This window comes from Aquimarina sp. AU119 (assembly GCF_900312735.1).
In the GTDB taxonomy this organism is placed as follows: Bacteria; Bacteroidota; Bacteroidia; order Flavobacteriales; family Flavobacteriaceae; genus Aquimarina; species Aquimarina algiphila.
In genome coordinates, this window is record NZ_OMPF01000001.1 from 51,909 (window position 1) to 70,187 (window position 18,279).

General features: G+C 31.4%; 19 protein-coding genes. 7 read left to right on the top strand and 12 right to left on the bottom strand.

Translation table 11 applies throughout. The features are described 5' to 3' along the window. Positions 1-51 precede the first annotated feature (51 nt). Positions 52-1,470 (top strand): COG3014 family protein, encoded by a 1,419-nt coding sequence (locus tag DK442_RS00205; protein ID WP_109433827.1) that lies wholly within the window; start codon positions 52-54, stop codon positions 1,468-1,470. Positions 1,471-1,530: 60 nt separating this feature from the next. Here DK442_RS00205 and hemL read toward each other — a convergent pair whose 3' ends face one another. From hemL to DK442_RS00225, 4 genes are read right to left on the bottom strand one after another with little or no spacing between them, the layout of a single operon-like run. Continuing rightward, positions 1,531-2,817 (bottom strand): glutamate-1-semialdehyde 2,1-aminomutase, encoded by a 1,287-nt coding sequence (hemL, locus tag DK442_RS00210; protein WP_109433828.1) that lies wholly within the window; start codon positions 2,815-2,817, stop codon positions 1,531-1,533. A 2-nt stretch (positions 2,818-2,819) separates the two neighbouring features. Continuing rightward, positions 2,820-3,716, bottom strand: a complete 897-nt coding sequence (locus DK442_RS00215; protein WP_109433829.1) for a glucosaminidase domain-containing protein — start codon at positions 3,714-3,716, stop codon at positions 2,820-2,822. A gap of 1 nt (position 3,717) precedes the next feature. Next, entirely contained in the window at positions 3,718-4,665 is a 948-nt protein-coding gene (locus DK442_RS00220) for a 1-aminocyclopropane-1-carboxylate deaminase/D-cysteine desulfhydrase (protein ID WP_109433830.1), read from the bottom strand. Further along, positions 4,666-4,992: a hypothetical protein gene (locus DK442_RS00225; protein WP_109433831.1), complete on the bottom strand. Its 327-nt coding sequence runs from the start codon at positions 4,990-4,992 to the stop codon at positions 4,666-4,668. A gap of 29 nt (positions 4,993-5,021) precedes the next feature. Here DK442_RS00225 and DK442_RS28025 point away from each other — a divergent pair, with 29 nt between their 5' ends. The 3 genes from DK442_RS28025 to DK442_RS00235 all read left to right on the top strand — a co-directional run bounded on the left by DK442_RS28025 (position 5,022) and on the right by DK442_RS00235 (position 6,518). Beyond that, positions 5,022-5,198, top strand: a complete 177-nt coding sequence (locus DK442_RS28025) for a DUF5522 domain-containing protein (RefSeq protein ID WP_160113992.1) — start codon at positions 5,022-5,024, stop codon at positions 5,196-5,198. 82 nt (positions 5,199-5,280) lie between these two features. Beyond that, a complete protein-coding gene (locus DK442_RS00230) occupies positions 5,281-5,811 on the top strand; it encodes a DUF4136 domain-containing protein (RefSeq protein WP_109433832.1) in 531 nt (176 codons plus the stop codon). A 92-nt stretch (positions 5,812-5,903) separates the two neighbouring features. Further along, entirely contained in the window at positions 5,904-6,518 is a 615-nt protein-coding gene (locus tag DK442_RS00235) for a DUF4230 domain-containing protein (protein WP_109433833.1), read from the top strand. Positions 6,519-6,972: 454 nt separating this feature from the next. Here DK442_RS00235 and DK442_RS00240 read toward each other — a convergent pair whose 3' ends face one another. From DK442_RS00240 to DK442_RS00275, 8 genes are all read right to left on the bottom strand, one after another. Beyond that, positions 6,973-7,503 (bottom strand): dihydrofolate reductase family protein, encoded by a 531-nt coding sequence (locus tag DK442_RS00240; protein ID WP_109433834.1) that lies wholly within the window; start codon positions 7,501-7,503, stop codon positions 6,973-6,975. 50 nt (positions 7,504-7,553) lie between these two features. Continuing rightward, positions 7,554-8,072, bottom strand: coding sequence for a GNAT family N-acetyltransferase (locus DK442_RS00245; RefSeq protein WP_109433835.1), 519 nt, complete (start codon positions 8,070-8,072; stop codon positions 7,554-7,556). Between the two features lie 77 nt (positions 8,073-8,149). After that, on the bottom strand, positions 8,150-8,668 hold the full coding sequence (locus DK442_RS00250) for a GNAT family N-acetyltransferase (protein ID WP_109433836.1): 519 nt from the start codon (positions 8,666-8,668) through the stop codon (positions 8,150-8,152). Positions 8,669-8,695: 27 nt separating this feature from the next. Continuing rightward, a complete protein-coding gene (locus DK442_RS00255; RefSeq protein ID WP_109433837.1) occupies positions 8,696-9,130 on the bottom strand; it encodes a VOC family protein in 435 nt (144 codons plus the stop codon). Between the two features lie 123 nt (positions 9,131-9,253). After that, positions 9,254-9,892, bottom strand: a complete 639-nt coding sequence (locus DK442_RS00260) for a CPBP family intramembrane glutamic endopeptidase (RefSeq protein ID WP_109433838.1) — start codon at positions 9,890-9,892, stop codon at positions 9,254-9,256. A gap of 18 nt (positions 9,893-9,910) precedes the next feature. Then, complete coding sequence (locus DK442_RS00265) at positions 9,911-10,372, bottom strand: DUF1572 domain-containing protein (protein ID WP_109433839.1); 462 nt, start codon at positions 10,370-10,372, stop codon at positions 9,911-9,913. Positions 10,373-10,970: 598 nt separating this feature from the next. Beyond that, complete coding sequence (locus tag DK442_RS00270; protein WP_109433840.1) at positions 10,971-11,411, bottom strand: nuclear transport factor 2 family protein; 441 nt, start codon at positions 11,409-11,411, stop codon at positions 10,971-10,973. A gap of 156 nt (positions 11,412-11,567) precedes the next feature. Next, positions 11,568-12,569, bottom strand: a complete 1,002-nt coding sequence (locus tag DK442_RS00275; RefSeq protein ID WP_109433841.1) for an AraC family transcriptional regulator — start codon at positions 12,567-12,569, stop codon at positions 11,568-11,570. Between the two features lie 539 nt (positions 12,570-13,108). Between DK442_RS00275 and DK442_RS00280 the strand changes: the two genes are divergently transcribed. The 3 genes from DK442_RS00280 to DK442_RS00290 all read left to right on the top strand — a co-directional run bounded on the left by DK442_RS00280 (position 13,109) and on the right by DK442_RS00290 (position 18,277). Beyond that, entirely contained in the window at positions 13,109-13,441 is a 333-nt protein-coding gene (locus DK442_RS00280) for a single-stranded DNA-binding protein (protein WP_109433842.1), read from the top strand. A 260-nt stretch (positions 13,442-13,701) separates the two neighbouring features. After that, complete coding sequence (locus DK442_RS00285; protein ID WP_109433843.1) at positions 13,702-14,367, top strand: Crp/Fnr family transcriptional regulator; 666 nt, start codon at positions 13,702-13,704, stop codon at positions 14,365-14,367. Between the two features lie 379 nt (positions 14,368-14,746). After that, positions 14,747-18,277, top strand: coding sequence for a metallophosphatase (locus tag DK442_RS00290; RefSeq protein ID WP_109433844.1), 3,531 nt, complete (start codon positions 14,747-14,749; stop codon positions 18,275-18,277). Positions 18,278-18,279 lie beyond the last annotated feature (2 nt).

Here is an 18,279-nt window from a genome sequence, read left to right on the forward strand (position 1 = left end):
GAATCAAAAAAAGTAACAAGCTTTCCCAGGAAAGCTTGTTTGACAATTGCCATGATCAATATAAAAAAGACCTTACGTATAACAATTCTATATGCTTTTCTAATAGCATTTTGCAATTGTGGAAGCTATCATACCAAGAGTATACTTTTTCAAGCAAAAGTGCAACAGGGAGATATGCAAGGTGCACTATCTATTATTGATAATAATAAATTTTTGGCAAAGCCCAGGAATCAACTCTTATATCTATTCGAAAAAGGAAAATTAGCTTATTTGGCTGGTGACTATGAACTAAGCAATGAATTATTTAATAAAGCTGATCTAATTATAGAATCTAATAAAAAAGCTATTGGCAACCAATTATTAGGGGTGGTTCTAAATCCTGAAAAAGAAACCTATACAGGAGAAGACTCAGAAAAAGTAGCTATTCACTATTACAAAGCATTAAACTATACTTTTTTGGGCAAGTATGATGATGCTCTCGTAGAAGCCAAACGGGTTAGACTACAACTACAAAAATTAAATGACAAATATCCTTCTGGAAAGAAAAATCGTTACAAAGACGATGCTTTTTCTCATATAGTACAAGGTTTACTATATGAAGCGTCTGGAGATATAAATAATGCATTTATCGCGTATCGTAACGCTGTTGATTTATATCTGGAAAATGAAGGGATCTATATTGGAGTGCATATTCCTGATCAACTTGGCAAAGATTTACTAAGAACAGCAAATGCCATGGGGTTTATGGATCAGGTAAAACATTATGAGCAATTATTAGGTATTACATTCGTTCCTCAAAAAATTCCTGAAGGAGGAGAAGCAATACTATTTTGGGAAAATGGGCTTTCACCTTATAAAGAAGAAACCTACTATACATTTACAATTTTACCAGGTAATGATATTGGTTTTTTAACCATTATAAATGAAGATCTTTCTTTAAACCTACCTCTACCCATACCTACTGGAGGAGACAATCATGCTGATTTTTCTGATTTAGATATATTTAATATTGCCTACCCTAAGTATGTAAGTCAACCTTCTTTATACCACAGTGCAGAAGTTTATATTGACAGTACTTCTTATCAATTTCAACTAGCTCAGAATTATGAAGAAATTGCTTTTAAAACATTACGAGACCGAACATTACGAGAGATAGGAAAAACCGCTTTACGACTAGGAACAAAGAAAGTTTCTGAATATATTGTAAAAAATCAAAACAAAGATTTAGGTGCGTTATTAGGTATATTTAATGCCTTTACAGAAGGTGCCGATACGCGTAATTGGCAAAGTTTACCAAACAAGGTATTTTACACACGGGTCCCTTTAAAAAAGGGAGAAAACATTTTGAGTATTCAACTAAACTCAAATCACGAAAACCTTAATTTTAGAAAAATTAAAATTAAGGGAACAGGAGGAATTCAATTTCAAAGTATTGCTACTCCAGAGGTTATTTCTGCTCTACTTCGTTAAGTACTCTAAACACATCACACCAACGATTAGTATAGAGGTTTTATACCTGTACTAATTTCTTTATAATGTTTTTGCTACCTTACCAACTGCTTCTATTGTTTCATCCAAATCCTTATAGGTAAGTGCATCGGTAATAAACCATGTTTCAAAAGCACTTGGAGCGATATAGATTCCGTTGTCCAACATCCCATGAAAGAATTTTTTAAATGTTTCATTATTACCTTGGGCTGCAGATTCAAAATCTAGGATGGCATCTTCTGTAAAATGCACCGAAATCATTGATCCCAATCTATTAATGGTATGTATTATATTATGTGCTTTAAGTTCCTTGGCAATGCCTTTATGAAGGTATTCTGTTTTATCCGCCAGGCTCTTAAAAATTTCAGAATTAGAATTTAATTCAGTAAGCATAGCTAAACCAGCTGCCATAGCTAGTGGGTTACCACTTAATGTTCCTGCTTGATATACGGGTCCAAGCGGAGCGAGGTAATTCATAATTTCTTCTCGAGCTGCGAAAGCTCCAACAGGGAGTCCTCCCCCTATTACTTTCCCAAAAGTGATAATATCTGCATCTATCCCAAGAAGTTCTTGTGCTCCTCCTTTTGCTAGTCTAAAGCCAGTCATAACTTCATCAAAGATCAAAAGGATATCATGGGCACTGCAAAGTGCCCTAAGGCCTTCTAAAAACCCTTTTACAGGAGGAATACATCCCATATTCCCTGCAACAGGCTCAATGATAATACAGGCAATCTCTCCTTTATTTGAAGTAATAATATGCTCTACATGATCAAGATCATTATATCTCGCTAATAATGTATCTTGTGCTGTACCTTTGGTGACACCCGGGCTATTTGGACTTCCAAAAGTAACAGCTCCACTTCCTGCCTGAATCAGGAAGGAATCGCTATGTCCATGATAACATCCTGCAAATTTGATGATTTTGTCTTTACCAGTATATCCACGCGCTAGTCGCACTGCACTCATACAAGCCTCTGTACCAGAGTTTACAAATCGTATCTTATCTACATTAGGAACCATTGCAACCGCTAACTCTGCTATTTGAGTTTCGATCTCTGTTGGCATTCCAAAACTAGTTCCTTTTTTTGCTTTATCAATAACGGCTTCTACAACCCGAGGATGCGCATGCCCTAAAATCATGGGTCCCCAAGAATTTATATAGTCTATTAAACGATTACCATCTTCATCATATAAATATGCGCCTTTAGCCTCTTTAACAAATATTGGATCACCTCCTACAGCTTTAAAAGCTCGTACAGGTGAATTTACTCCTCCCGGAATCACTTTTTGCGCTTCTGCAAATAATGCGCTGCTTCTTTTATATATCATGTTTAGTTGAAATCTTCTTCCTCTTCTTCGGCAGTTATTTTAAGAATCTGTCCGATTTTGATATTATTACTTGCTAGATTATTATATGACTTAAGTTCCTGCACAGAAATCTTGTATCTGCGAGAAATTGAGTATAATGTATCTCCTTTTCGTACAATATGTCCTCCACTTGGATTCGGGGTTGGAGTTGATACTGGCGCAGGTGTCATTACCACAACAGCTTCTGCTTTGTTTTCTCTTCGACGGTCTGTTCTACCCAATACATCATTATCATATTCATATAAATGATAACGTTCTATAATAGAGATAAGTTTTTGTGGATATTTTTTATCTGTAGCATATCCTGCTTCTCTTAAACCTCTTGCCCAGGATTTATAGTCTTTTTGATTAAATGTAAATAATTTTGAGTATCGTTTTCTGTCTTTTAGAAACAGAGAATGATCTCTAAAAGAATCACTTGCCTGATCATATTTTCTAAAACATTCCTGAGAACGATCATCATCGTGATATACTCGATCTCCTTCCCAATCGTGACACTTAATTCCGAAATGGTTTTTTGCTTTTTGAGTCAATTCACCATGTCCTGCTCCAGATTCTAAAATCCCTTGTGCTAAAGTAATACTGGCCGGGACTCCATAGGTTTTCATTTCATTTTTTGCGATATCAGAAAATTCGAAGATATATCGCTTTACTTTATCATTATATGATGCCGCTGGAAGTGGTTTTCTTACTTCTCTAGAAGGTTCTTTGGGAATGGTCTCTTTTGTAGTTCGCTCAATCTTAGTAACAGTAGTACGTCTAGGAACAGTTCTTTCTGTTCTTGTAGAAGTCACTTTTTTACTTCCTCCACAGGAGATTAAGAATCCTGTAATACATAACAACGCAATTAATTTCCTCATTTTAAGATCCAATTGTAATAAGGGGTAGTTTCTTTTTATTCAATTTTTTATTCATCCCAGCAATACCTTGTAGCCCTCCTGTATGAATCGCTAAAATACGAGTATTTTTCTTAAAAACACTTCTTTCTGCCATGTCAAAAATCCCAAAAATCATCTTCATTGTATAGACTGGATCTAAGAGAATATGTTGCTGTTCCCTAAATGTATTTATAAACTCAACCCCTTCTTGATTTATTTTTCCATACCCCCCAAAATGATAATTATGAATTAGCTCCCAATTGGTTTTTGAGGTATATTTTTTGATTTCATCTGAAAGAAAACCTCCTTTCAAAGCAGGGAAACCTAATATCTTTTGGTGACTCTCTGAACTATTAATGATACCTGAGATCGTTCCTCCTGTTCCCACAGCACAAGAAATGATATCATACATTGCATCTTCTGGGGTGAGAATTTCTTCACATCCTTTAATCGCCAATGAGTTGGTGCCTCCTTCAGGTATAACATAACAAGAACCGAACTCATTTTTTAACTCCTGTAAAAACGCAGGATTCGTTTTATCTCTATATACCCCTCTGCTAACGAATTTAAGATGCATTCCTGAATCAGAAGCTAAACGCAGGGTATCATTTTCGAATAAGGTTTTTTCTAAATCCTTCATCAATTCTTCCCCTCTAATAATTCCGATAGTTTGTAATCCTACTATTTTTCCTGCAGCTGCAGTAGCTGCTATATGATTACTATAAGCTCCTCCAAAAGTAAGGACCGTTGTAAAACCGTTTCTTTGGGCTTCAATAAGGTTATATTTTAATTTTCTGAATTTATTTCCAGATACTTCTTTATGAATTTCATCTTCCCTTTTTATATCTAGAAAAACTTCTGCTTCATCTAAAATGGGATGTATTATCGATTGATTTTCTGAATGTACTGTTTCTGAAGAAAAAATATGCATTTACCAATATTTAATAAAACTCCAAGGTTTTCTCTTTTTTAGATACTGGAGATCATCTTCATTTCTATACGCTTCTCGTTCAAAAGAAATATTTCGATATGCCTGTTGTGAATTTCGATACTGTAGTAGTCGAATAAGATATTCTGTAAAATAAAAAATATAAAAAGGTAAAACCAAAAGTTCTGCCTGTTGTCTAAGATGAATCTTCTCGTGATTAATAAAAACCTCATCCTCTTTAAGGAAAGAATTATTTACCACAATAAAAGGCCAAAGGGCGATGCCTACAAAATGACGACCTATCAAATATTTGTTAACAACAATGGGCATATCAATGCAAGATACTATTTTTGTAAATTATGAACAATCCTAAAAAGGTATTAACTCCAAAAGAAGGAGATTATTATATCACCCCGGAAGGGTATCGATGTTTTACAGAACAATATCATCTAAGGAGAGGATATTGTTGTGAGAGTGGTTGCAGACATTGCCCCTATGGCTACGATAAAAAAACAAATAGTTATTTTAAAAAATAACTAAGCTACCTGTTTCATGGTACGATTGTTGTGGCTAAATAAATATAAAAAGCTATTGTTAAATCTTTAAAACACAGGGATTATGAAATATTTTTCACTTTTATCATTAATCCTTATCATAACTCTAAGTTCTTGCTCTACGGTACGTGTTGCTTCGGATTATGATAAGGAGGCAAACTTTGAATCTTATAGAAGTTTTGCTTTTTACAAGCCAGGAATTGATAAGGCAGAAATTAGTGACCTTGACAAGAAACGAATATTACGTGCTATCGAAGCTGATATGACTTCAAAAGGATTTTTGAAATCTAACAATCCTGATATGCTGGTTAGTATTTTTACGAAGACCAAAGAAAATGTAAATATCTATCAAAATAACTTTGGATGGGGTTATGGCTGGGGATGGAATCCTTGGTTCTGGGGGAATGGTTATAATACCGTTACCACAACTACAGAAGGCACGTTATATATAGATCTAATAGACGCTTCTAAAAAAGAATTAGTTTGGCAAGGAATGGGATCATCTGCATTAACTAAGGATGTGGATAAAAAACAAGGTAAAATGAATGAAATCGTTGCAGCGATTTTAGAAAAATACCCTCCCCAGAATAATTAAGAACTGTATATTAAGCTTATATCGATATAGCCTTTCTACATAGAAAGGCTATTTTTTATGTACATTTATACCAAACTTGAACCTATAAATGTATGCGTAACTTTCTACTTGGTGCACTTTTAGCAGCATTAATAGCCTTTGCAATCAAACATTTTATTGATCAATCTAATACACAAAAAATAGAAATAGAATCTTCTGGTCTTATTTTGGATCAAATTAAAAATGTAGGTAAACTTGTTGTTACAGAAGGGCATTTTTCTGATATAATTACTTACAAGGATGACAAAACTTACTTTAAAGTACTTTCTTCAAAGAAAAAAATAATTGTTATGGTAAATGCAAATGTTCAGGTATCATACGATTTAAGAAAAATTGAGCATACTATAGATCAGGAAACAAAGACCCTTACTATTACCAATATTCCTAAAGCCGAGATTAATATTAATCCCGAAATAAAATACCACGATATCAATGAAGGACTTATCAACAAATTCGAAGCAGAAGATCATAATGTTATACGAAAAATAGTGGTTGAAAAATTAAACAGAAGAGTGCAAAAATCTTCACTGGTTACTAATTCTCAAAATCGCCTTATTAGCGAATTACAAAAAATATACATCCTCACTAATTCACTTGGTTGGACATTAAAATATAAAGATACTGCTATTGATAGTCAAATTAGTTTTGAAGAATTAATTGCTCTATAGTTTTATGCTAATTTTGAAAAAAAAGATGGAAAGAGATTATATCTCTTCCCATCTTTGAATTTAAAAAATCTTGATCACAGAATTCGTTTTGTCCCTTAAACTCTAGTGTTATACAGATTTATAAATTGTTTACGTATATAAAACGTTTTACATAAACATTACCCCACCCCCTATTTATTTATTTTTTTAGTTTATAAAATATCTGTTCATGTATAAAAAAATGGGAAGAAAAACTCTTCCCATTTTATTGTTAAATCTATGTCCATAAAAAATGCCTGCCCCCAAACTCTATTATGAAGCATTGATTAACCTATTTATATACCTAAAACAAAATAGAATATAAATACCCTACCTTTTTTTTTTAAAAAATACAATTCATAATTTTAATTTGTAATAGTAACAAATCAATATAGAAGTGCGGAAGCTTTTAAATACACCTAAAAGAAGAGTTTATTTAAGTAATTGTATACCTTAACTCTACAACACCTGTAGCATGCTTTTTTGTTTCTATCAAAGTCAAAAACGTTTCATTAGGAATGGATTCAAAAAGTTCTATCCCGTCAGAAAGAACAATAGGCATTATAAAAACCAGAATTTCATCAATCAATTTTTCATTAAGCAACATTGTATTTATCTGACCTCCACCAACAAGCCATATATCTTTTCCTTTTTGCTTTTTTAATTCTTTAATATATTCGATATGGTTCTCAGATATAAACTCTACATCTTTAGTAGATTCTGCTCCCTTTTTTCTGGTTAATACATAATTTTTTTTCTCTGAATATGGAAAATCAATACCCCAATCTATGATCTGTTCATATGTCTTATTGCCTTGAATTGTTGTATCAATAGTTTCATAAAAATCATAATAACCATAATCTAGTTGATCAGGGTTGGGGATAGAATCTAACCAATCTACATTACCATCTGCTTTAGCTATTTTTCCATTTATACTCATAGCTATATATAATTTAATTTTTCTCATTTCAATATCGATTTTTTAGAATTGAACATTGTTTTACACTAAAAAACAATTTATTGATTAAGGATACTATTTTCTTGATTAAGTATATATTTCAGTTCAACACCATTCTCTTCTGAATAGAATTCTTTTACATACTTCATTTCTTTTTCTAAAATATGTACTGAACCTATATTATCTTTACTAACATACGCTGTTAATTGTTCTAGTTTCATTTTATTAAAACAATACGCTATCAATCCTTTTGCGATTTCTCTTCCAAACCCTTTACCCCAAAAACATTCTCTTAATCGATATGCAATTTCATATTCAAACGTTTCATTTTTATACACACCACATAAACCCACAAACTCATTACTATTATTATCTACTACCGCCCATATATTATAGAATATCTCATCATCTTGATAATACTTCATAAAACGTTCTAGCTCCTGTTTACTTTCTTCAAAACTCATATGTTTTTTGATATAACGCATCACATTAAGATTACTTTGCATATCAAAAAAAGGAATTAAATCTTCTTTTTTAAGATATCGAATAGACAATCTTTTGGTTTCAAATAGTTTCATATTACTAACTCTATTTCTCTATGTTTTTAACTAATCCAAACATAATATTTTAATACTTTTTTATTTGATTAATGTATTTAAGAAAGGGGAAAACACATTCTTTCCATACCTTTCAACTCTTCTTTAAAGTGGGTAATTTCTAATCGTGTTTTGCTATGAAATTGAAATCCTAGTTTTTTATAAAAAGCTATGGCATCTACATTCGTATCAATCACACACAAGAATAATAATTTTTTATCTTTTTCAACTGCTTTTTTTATCACTTCGCTCATCGCCTTTTTCCCAATTCCCATTCCGCTAAACTTTGGAAGAATATAAATTTTCTCTAACTCACAATTATCTAATTTTGATAGTTTAGATGATGAGTTATAATTGATTTTAAGGAACCCAATATTTTCATTATTGTATGTAACAAAATAATACTCAACAGATGTATCCTGCAGCTCAATTGTTAACCTAGCATTCCCAAATTGTTCCTCGAGATATAACTCTAAGCCATTTTCGTTCCAATGACTGGCAAAAACCTGAGTATAAGAATCAAAACAAACTGTTTGTAATGTCGAAATATCTTTTACTGTGGCCTTTTGTAATTGCATATGTGATGTAGATCTAATATTAACAATTTATTTAATTTTTTCCTGATAAATAATAATTTGTAATCCGTCTGGATCTCTTAAATAGAGATAATATGATCCCCAAGGTCGAAGTACGGGACCTTTCACCTTCCATTTATCTCTTAAGCGAGTTGCCCAATATTCTATATTGTTAGTTTTTATTTGTATATCAATTTTATCATTTTCGATGGATTTATCGAATGAGTTCTGATGGTAATAATGGTTGCTTGCTATTTCTGAAATCTCTAAAAATGCATTACTATCCTCATGACCAAATTGTAGTATTACTCCTTTTGAACCATCACCATCATTGTATTCTTCAGTTATTTTTAGGTTAAGAATTTGAGTATAAAATAATTTTGAATCTTCAAAATTCTTAGTTCTTATGACCGTTTTCAAACTTAATAAAATTCGATCCAGAGCATGTTCTTTTTTCTTATCCATACTTTTGATAAGCTACTTTGATTTGATATGATCAATTACAGGAAATATGATGTCACTTTCTAATACTACTAAAGGTAATTAATGTCTTTGAATTTTTGATAATAAAATCTAGTCACATTCGTTTTACCATCTTCCTTTTTCATATAAATCTAAAAACGATGCAGCCGATAGGCTGAAAAAATCAACTAAAAAATGCGCTAATATAACCCATCTCAAACTTCCTGTTTTCTTATAGACTATTCCCCAAATTAAACCCATAATAAAAGTTGAAATCACAATTGTCAATCCGCTATTAAGTTCAGAATTTATACCAAAAATTGCATGGTTTATAGCAAACACAAAACTTGTAAAAAGTATAGCCAGAGCATTCGGCCATCTTTTGGTATAATCCAAAAGGAGTCCACGCCAATAAAACTCTTCTATCCAGGGATTGATTAATGCAAGTAAAATCCAGGGAATCCATACTTGCCAAGAAGATAACGTATCATAATGCAAAACAAATAATGGAAGAGGAAGCAATCCTATAAATAAAGCTAAGATATTCCACCCAATAGCTCCCCTTGATTTTATCATCCATTTTTTTATCGACTCTTTCTCGGCATATCTGAATATTACATAGAGAAAAAGACACCATTCGATCAATATTATTGGAATAAATGCCCATTTACCGATAAGCTGTCCAAATGAATATGCAACCGCAAAATTGATGGCAATGATCAAAAATGGTGAGACTAATACAATATTTCTTTTTGTTGAACTCATTAGGTGGTTAACTAATTCTTATAACATTTTCTTTATCAAAGTAATCTGACCCAAATGATAATAACTATGCTCTATCATTCCATCTATATTTCTCTGATAAGTTCCATATTTTTTATCTACAAATACCTCATCCAGTTTTTGATCTGGCATTAATTCGATCGCATTCGCAAATTTTTCTGCATTACTCCACATCGTATTTAATAATTCTTCCCAATCCTTTTGTGATTCGATACCAGAGCAATCAAAACTATACTTATCTCTTATTTCGAGCGCTCCCCCTTCTAATACTTTTAATACTCCAGCTATATAATAATTGATATGAAACGTAAGCATGAATATTGTATTTAAAGACCCTATTTTTTTTGAAGCTTGCTCCCAGGTTACATCTGATAATTGATCTTTATAATTTGTGTTAGCAACCCATACCCCATTCAAAATAACTTCTCTAAATCGATTCGCAATTTCTTTTGTTCGTTTCATATATTATTTTGTTTTTTTTGAATAAGAAAGCTGTTGATTACCCTACTAAGGCAATACGAATAGCGCATTAAATTTGCTGCTTTTTAGGGTATACAATGTACTAAATTTAAAATAAAATCGATCAAAGATACGCGCACAAACCAACATCCTTTTTCTCTTTTCTTACCCTCTTTTTTAATATTGAAACCGTTTTACCTTAGTAGCAATGAATCTTAAAATAAAAACTTGAAGAATAGCAAAAAGGACACCCTAAATGATTGTGGAAATATATTTTAATTGGGAGATTTTAAAAAAAAGGTTCAGTTAATGATAAAGTCGCAGCTATGGTTTTTGTAAAATGTCGCACAATTGTGATTCTGATTATATATCTAAGATTGTATCACTAGTAGCATCCTGTTAGCGATTCACATCACAACTGACCGATAATCATTGTTGACAAGAGTTTTTTATATAAAAAAATTATCAGGTATTTTTTTGTTTCCCTGATTTGAAAAAGTAAAACCTAATGTGATTTTAATTTGAATATGTGGATCTAAAGTTTCCAAAAATTAATCCAATAAGTATTTCGTATCTCATCTTTGTTACACTTTTTTCAAGTTTAAAAATCTCTCACAAAACGAACATTAGTAATTAGTCCATTTTCAACTTTATAAATAGAAACATATGTAGTCTCTTTACCATCATTAGTGACCAATTCATGATTGATGACATAGGGACCATTATTCATTTGATTAACAATCTTAACTGTTACCAATTTATTTTCGAAATCAGATTTAAAAATGGGAGCCAACCTATCTGACCCTTTTCCCAGTAACTTATCTGGATATGTATACACTTTTAAATCTTCATGATATAGTTTTATAAAATTATCGTAATCGTGTTGATTAAAGAAATTCATTCTTTTATTCACTATTTCTAGAGGCGTTAAATCGGAGGTTTGTTTTGATAATCCTGAAACCTTATTTTTGGTCATCTCATGTTGTTCTGTGCACGCTATTGCAAATAGCATTAAACATATAAGTGTTATTTTTCTCATCATTTTGGTGTTTTAATTCTTTGAGTTTTTTGTTCATATTACTGCTTGTTCTTCTATTGTATATATAGAAGTATGTAATAATGATATGAGACAATATTCAGTAATAAAGGATTAAAACACTTTAGAAAACATGTTTCCTTTGACAAAAAACATGTGTTTTTATCCTTTTTTATAAGCAGAAGGTGTTACGCCATTTTTTTTCTTAAAGGCAGTATTAAAAGAAGTGACGTTACCAAAACCAGAATCATAAGCAATTGTAGCAATTTTCTCATTTGCATATTTTGAATCCTTTAATAAAACCTCGGCTTTTTCAATACGATATTGATTTACAAAATCATAAAAATTTTGTTGTGCGTTTTCATTAATAACCTGTGAGACTTCTCGAGCTTTGATTTTTAATTTTTTAGAGACCATATTTAACGTAAGATTATTATCCAAAAAAATATGTTCGGTTTCAAAGAGTTCTTTAACTTCTAGAAACAGCATCTTTGAAAGCTTTTTATTTAAGTTAGAACTGTTATACTTCTGTAGGTTAAACTTATGATGACTAAGGAATAAGTAGCTAAAAACATAAATCAAAAAAGAATAAAATATAGGTCCTCGAATGTAGTACATCGTAAAATCAAAAAGGTTTACAACATAATGAAGCCAAATGAGTGTGGCTCCAATCAAGATATTTCGATACCAGTGCACTACATTTTTGGGAATTTTTAAACGATTTCTATATAGATTAGACCAGGATAATATTAAATATAAAAGTAAATGAAAAACTACAATTCCGTAGTTCCAAAAAGATTCGAAATTTCCATTTCTAGGCACAAGAGGAATTAAAAAAAGAAACGAAATAAAGGGAACAAAATGGAGACACTCTTTTATTGAGAATGATTTACTCTTCTCAAAAAGTGTAATTCCATAAAACCATAAAGACGGGGCTGCAAACAAAATTCCTGAAATACCAATATTGTTCTGCCAATTCTCTAAAGACATATAATAGTTTAGCACAGATTTACCGACCCTTATGGTTAGCCCTAGTATAAAAAGCGCTAAAAAAATATTAGATTTATTGTTGCCCTTTTTAAGCCTTAATAAATAGAAACTTAAAAATAACCCTTGAGCCAAACCAAGAGATGCAAGAATAAGAATGAGACCTGTTGTCAACATTTAGTAAATTTAAAACTTTCTCAAATTATGATAATGGAGCGATGCAATTTATTCAACTCAAAATTCAATATTACACCAATAAAATACTTTAAAGAACATGTTTCTTTGAATCAATGTTGTTACTTTTCTAAATCAAATAAAGCGCTATATATATTTGGGTAAAGTAAATTTGTCTTAATCAATCCAATAATTCTACACTTGTTTTTGCTACCCTAATATACTTATAAAACATTCGCCTATATACGTTATTAGCTATCTTTAGATTTAAAATTTTATTTTTAATAGAAAAAACAAAATCCAAAAAAATAACATAAACCACTACATATCAGCGTTTTTAATCAATTTCAAACGACTACAAACGATTACAAACGAAACTAAACACTTCCTAACCGAATCCTATTTGCCATCTGATTTAGGTTTGCATTGTCGAATTGAATTATTACAAAACAATGTATGTCTCATTTTCGATACGAATTAAAATTTCCTGAAAATCAATTCAGGATATAGTATTAACTGTTTAACACGAAAAATTTAAATTTATGAACACGCTAAAAAACAAAGTACAGTTGATTGGAAACTTAGGACAAGAACCAGAAATCGTAAACCTCGATTCTGATAGAAAACTAGCAAAATTTTCTATTGCAACAAATGACTATTACTACAATAAACAAGGGGACAAAGTTACCGATACCCAATGGCATAATGTAATAGCATGGGGTAAAATTGCCGATATCATAGAAAAGTATGTAAATAAAGGGCAGGAAATTGCTATTGAAGGTAAACTTACTTCCAGAAGTTATGATGATAATGAAGGTCAAAAACGTTATATCACAGAGATTGTTTGTAATGAATTATTGATGCTAGGAAAATAAATTCATTTTCATATTTACACAAAAAAGTCCTCAAATGAGGGCTTTTTTTAATTTTGAAAAAGAAGTGTAGTTGTTTCAAAAAAACAAAAGACGATTTCAAAACATTCATTTTCAAGCCCTCTTACAGCCCTAAATTTAAAACACTGAAAACCAACAAAATCACAAGATTGTCGTACAAAGTAACTTTCCAAAATTAATTCTGTATTGATATAGTCAAAATTCTGTACTTTTAACAATACCAATTCATAAACCTCACCCTCTTGAATACATATACCAAATATTGGTTTCTAGAAGGATTTAATCTTTTTAATAAACTTGGTAGAATTACAATGATGCGTATGTGCGAAATTCTTGAAATGGAAAATATCGACAAAGGCACTACAATTCAATTACTTAATAGTGAAGAAAAAAGTGTTTTTTTTCTAAAAAGAGGAACTATCAAAATTGTTGATACTTCTAGTGATACGGTAAAGTATATTGTAAAGAAAGGAAATATTTTTGGTGAACTCTCTCTATTTGATCGTCAAGCTGCAAACGAAGAAAAAGCTATAGCACTAGAAGATTGCATTATATGTTATATAGAAGCAGATAGAATGGAAAAAATTATGGAGCAGCATACATCCTTAAAAAACGGAGTTCTTAAAGTATACGGCTTACGAATAAAGAAATTAGAACGTAGATTAAGAGATTTACTTTATAAAGATAGTGCTGCTAGAATTAAAGAATTTATAATCGACTATATTAAAGAATTTGGTGAACTTGAGAACGATAGAGTTATAGCAAAAAACCTCTTGTCTCATAAAGACATATCTCATCTTACTAATACATCCAGACAAACCGTAAGTAACACAATGAGCATGTTCAGAAAGCAAGAAATTATTGATTATGATGCTCAATTTATTTCATTACCTAAAGAAATACAATGATTTTTTTTAAGAACATATATAGAAAGCTTGTTGTTAAACAGAGAATAACCACTAATACCCCCTGTTACTATATCACTACATACCGTATTGAAAGCTTTACGCAAATTTTTCGTCAAATCAATCACCATAGCAACTAACTAATGAGTGCAACCATAAAAACATTCAAAATCTTAGATTATTTTAGTCTTATCGCTTTCTTCTTGGTTGGTTTAGGTGAATACTTTTTATATTATTTTACTGAAATTTCAGGTCATACTTAGAACGATGAGTTTATCAAATTTGCCCCCATTAGAAAGCTTAGTCTTAGAGTTTTTTTTAGCTTAACAGTGTTAAAGATTTATCAACTAAAAATTGACAGAAAATAATTAAACCATTTTAAATGAAAATATTTAGTCACACAAAATATCTATATTTTCTTTGTTTACTCTTTCTTGCCATTCAAGGATATACTCAAGCAATAGAGAAGTCTATTTTTATCACTGCAAACCTCGGAGACGCGAAAAAAGAAAGTATGTTAAGCCAGATAACAAAACATGCTCAACAGCATGATGCAACAGCACTTTTAATCCTTGGTAATACAACAGGAAAAAATGGGTTTGATGGCTCAAATGTAGAGAATAATATAAATGCCCAACTTGATATTCTTTCTTCTTTTAAAGGAGATGTGATATTTACTCCGGGATATTATGAATGGGTTTCTAACGGACATAGAGGGGTTCGCAAATTAGAGAAATTTATACAAAAAAATAGTAAAGCAAAGTTCTATCCGGATGAAGGATGCCCAATAAAGAAAAAAGATTTAAGTGAAAATGTAGTTCTAATTACTATAGACTCACAGTGGTATCTAGAAAACTGGAATAATCATATTTATTTAAATGAAGACTGTGATATCAAGAACAGAACTTTATTTTTTCTTGAGTTCGAAAGCATGCTTAAAAAATCTCAGGATAAGATAAAGATTGTGGCTATTCACCATCCCATACATTCTAATTCTGCTCACGGTCTACTTGCAAATACTGCGGGGACATCTCTACATGATTTTGAAAACAGACAATATAGAAGTTTAAGAAATCGATTATTAACGACCGCAAGACGATCAGAAAATATAATTTTTGTATCTGGTCATGATAAAAACCTTCAGTACATTAATAAATATGGAATCCCACAAATCATTAGTGGCGCCGTTGGAAAAACTAAAAATCTGAGAAATAGTACTGAAGAAAATTTTGCTTCCACACAAAAAGGATATGCTAAACTTGATATTTATAAAAATGGAAAAGTAAACATAGATTTTTATACTGCAAATCAAATCAATACTTCTATTTTTTCAACCTCAGTTTTTAGTGGAGAAAGAAAAGGAATAAACTACACTTTTAAACCAGAAAGTAGTTTTAATGCGACTCAAAGTGCTTCAGTATATTCTAAAGAAGAAACCAGAAAAAGTAAAATATACAAAGGCTTATGGGGAAATCACTATAGAGAATTTTACAGCAAACCTGTCGATGCTCCAGTCGCTTTTCTTGATACATTGAAGGGAGGGTTAACTCCCATAAGACGTGGTGGAGGTCACCAATCTTTATCCCTACGTCTTGAAGACAAAAATGGGAAACAATATGTAATGAGAGCTCTAAGGAAAAGTGCAGTTAAATTTATTCAATCAACAGCATTTCAGGATAAATATGTAGAAGACGATCTAGAAAACAGCTATGCAGATAGGTTTTTATTAGATTTTTATACCACTGCACACCCTTATACCCCTTTTGCAATTGACAAGTTATCAGATGCTGTAGATATTTTTCATAGTAATCCTATACTGTATTATATTCCTAAACAAAGAGCATTAGGGCAATATAATGATGAATATGGTGATGAATTATATCTCGTTGAGGAAGCCGTAAATTCTAGTCATACAGATCTATCCAGTTTTGGAAAACCTAAAGATATTCTAAGTACCAATGATGTATTAAAAGAAATTCATAAAACAGGAAAATCTATTGTAGACGAACCTTCTTATATAAGGGCCCGATTGTTTGATATGCTAATTGGTGATTGGGACCGACATGAAGATCAATGGAGATGGGCCGTATTTCAAAATGAAGATGGCTCCGAAGTTTGTAAACCCATCCCCAGGGATCGTGATCAGGCATTTTCTGTATTTGATGGTAGTATTGTTTCATTTTTAACTTGGGCCATACCTAGTTTACGGAAAATGCAATCTTTTGATGAGGAATTGAAAAGTCCTAAATGGTTTGCCCTTTCCCCATATTCTATGGATTTGACTTTTCTCAATCAATCAGATTGGAATGAATGGGATAAACAAGCAAAATATATTCAAGAAAAATTAACCGATCTCGTTATCGATCAAGCATTTGATAAAATTCCTAATGAAATCAAAGGAAGATCTATTGATGAAATAAAAACAAAACTCAAAGGAAGGAGAAAGAACATAGTAGATATCGCTCGCAAATATTATAAATTCCTAAATAAATTCGTAGTACTTGCCGGTACTCAAAAAGACGATCTTTTCGAAATTACAAGATTACCTAACGGAAAAACAAAAATAAGTATCCAACGAAAAGATCTGGATATTTTTAATAGGATCTATACTAAACAGGAAACTAAAGAAATTTGGATCTATGGCCTTGATGGAAATGACACTTTTAAGATATACGGTAATGGTGACAATCCCATTAGTATCAAAATCATGGGAGGTAAGAAAAATGACACTTACGATTTTCAAAATACCCAGAAAGTTAAACTTTATGATTATAAAGGCAAAAACAATACAATTATAAATAAACGGTCAAAAAAATGGTTGGTTGATAACTATAAAATAAATAATTATGATCATAAGAAACGTAAATACAATTTCAATCAATTACTACCTTTAATCGCTTTTAATCCCGACGACGGATTACGTATAGGTGTTCTTGAGCATTTTACTCATTATGGTTTACAGCGTAATCCTTTTACCCAAAAACATTCAATAAGCGCATCTTATTATACTGGATCTTCTGGCTTTGACATATCATACAAAGGAGAGTTTTCTAATATCTTCCACAACTGGAATTTTGGTGTAGAAGGATTATATACTAGTCCTAATTTTGCTATTAACTTCTTTGGTGCTGGAAATGAAACTGAATATGACAAAGATGAAGTAGATTTAGATTTTAATAGAACAAGAATTAGAAAATGGAATACTGCAGTTTCCTTAATTTGGAGAGGAAGGGATGGAGGATATTTTCAGTTTAAACCTCTTATCGAATCTTTTGAAGTAGAAAATACAGAAGATCGTTTTGTAAATACATTCTTTGATCCAAACAGTACTGTTTTTGATAAACAAACATATGCAGGTGCAGAAGTTACCTATCAATTTAAAAACATGAATGACCTTGGTTTTCCTACTCTGGGTATGAGAATAGGAATAACTGCCGGATATAAAACTAATATCGATGGAGGTGATAACAACTTTGCTTATGTAGAGCCACATATTGCTATAGATCATAAACTAATTAAAAGTGGAAAACTAGTTCTCGCAACAAAGATTGGCGGAGAGGCTATTTTGGGAGATGATTTCGAATTTTATCATGCGGCACAATTAGGTGGAAACCATAGTTTAAGAGGATTTAGAAATGAACGTTTTATTGGTAAATACGCTGCATATCACAATACAGATTTACGTTTACAAATGGGAAAATTCAAAACTAGTTTTATCCCTCTTAAATATGGTCTTTCCGGAGGGTTTGATTATGGAAGAGTATGGATAGAAGATGATGACTCAGATAAATGGCACAATAGTGTTGGTGGTACTTTATGGATAAGTGGCCTAGATACTTTTACTGCAAACCTAGGTTATTTTGGCAGTACCGATGGAGGCAGGTTAGTTTTTACACTTGGATTCGCTTTTTAAAC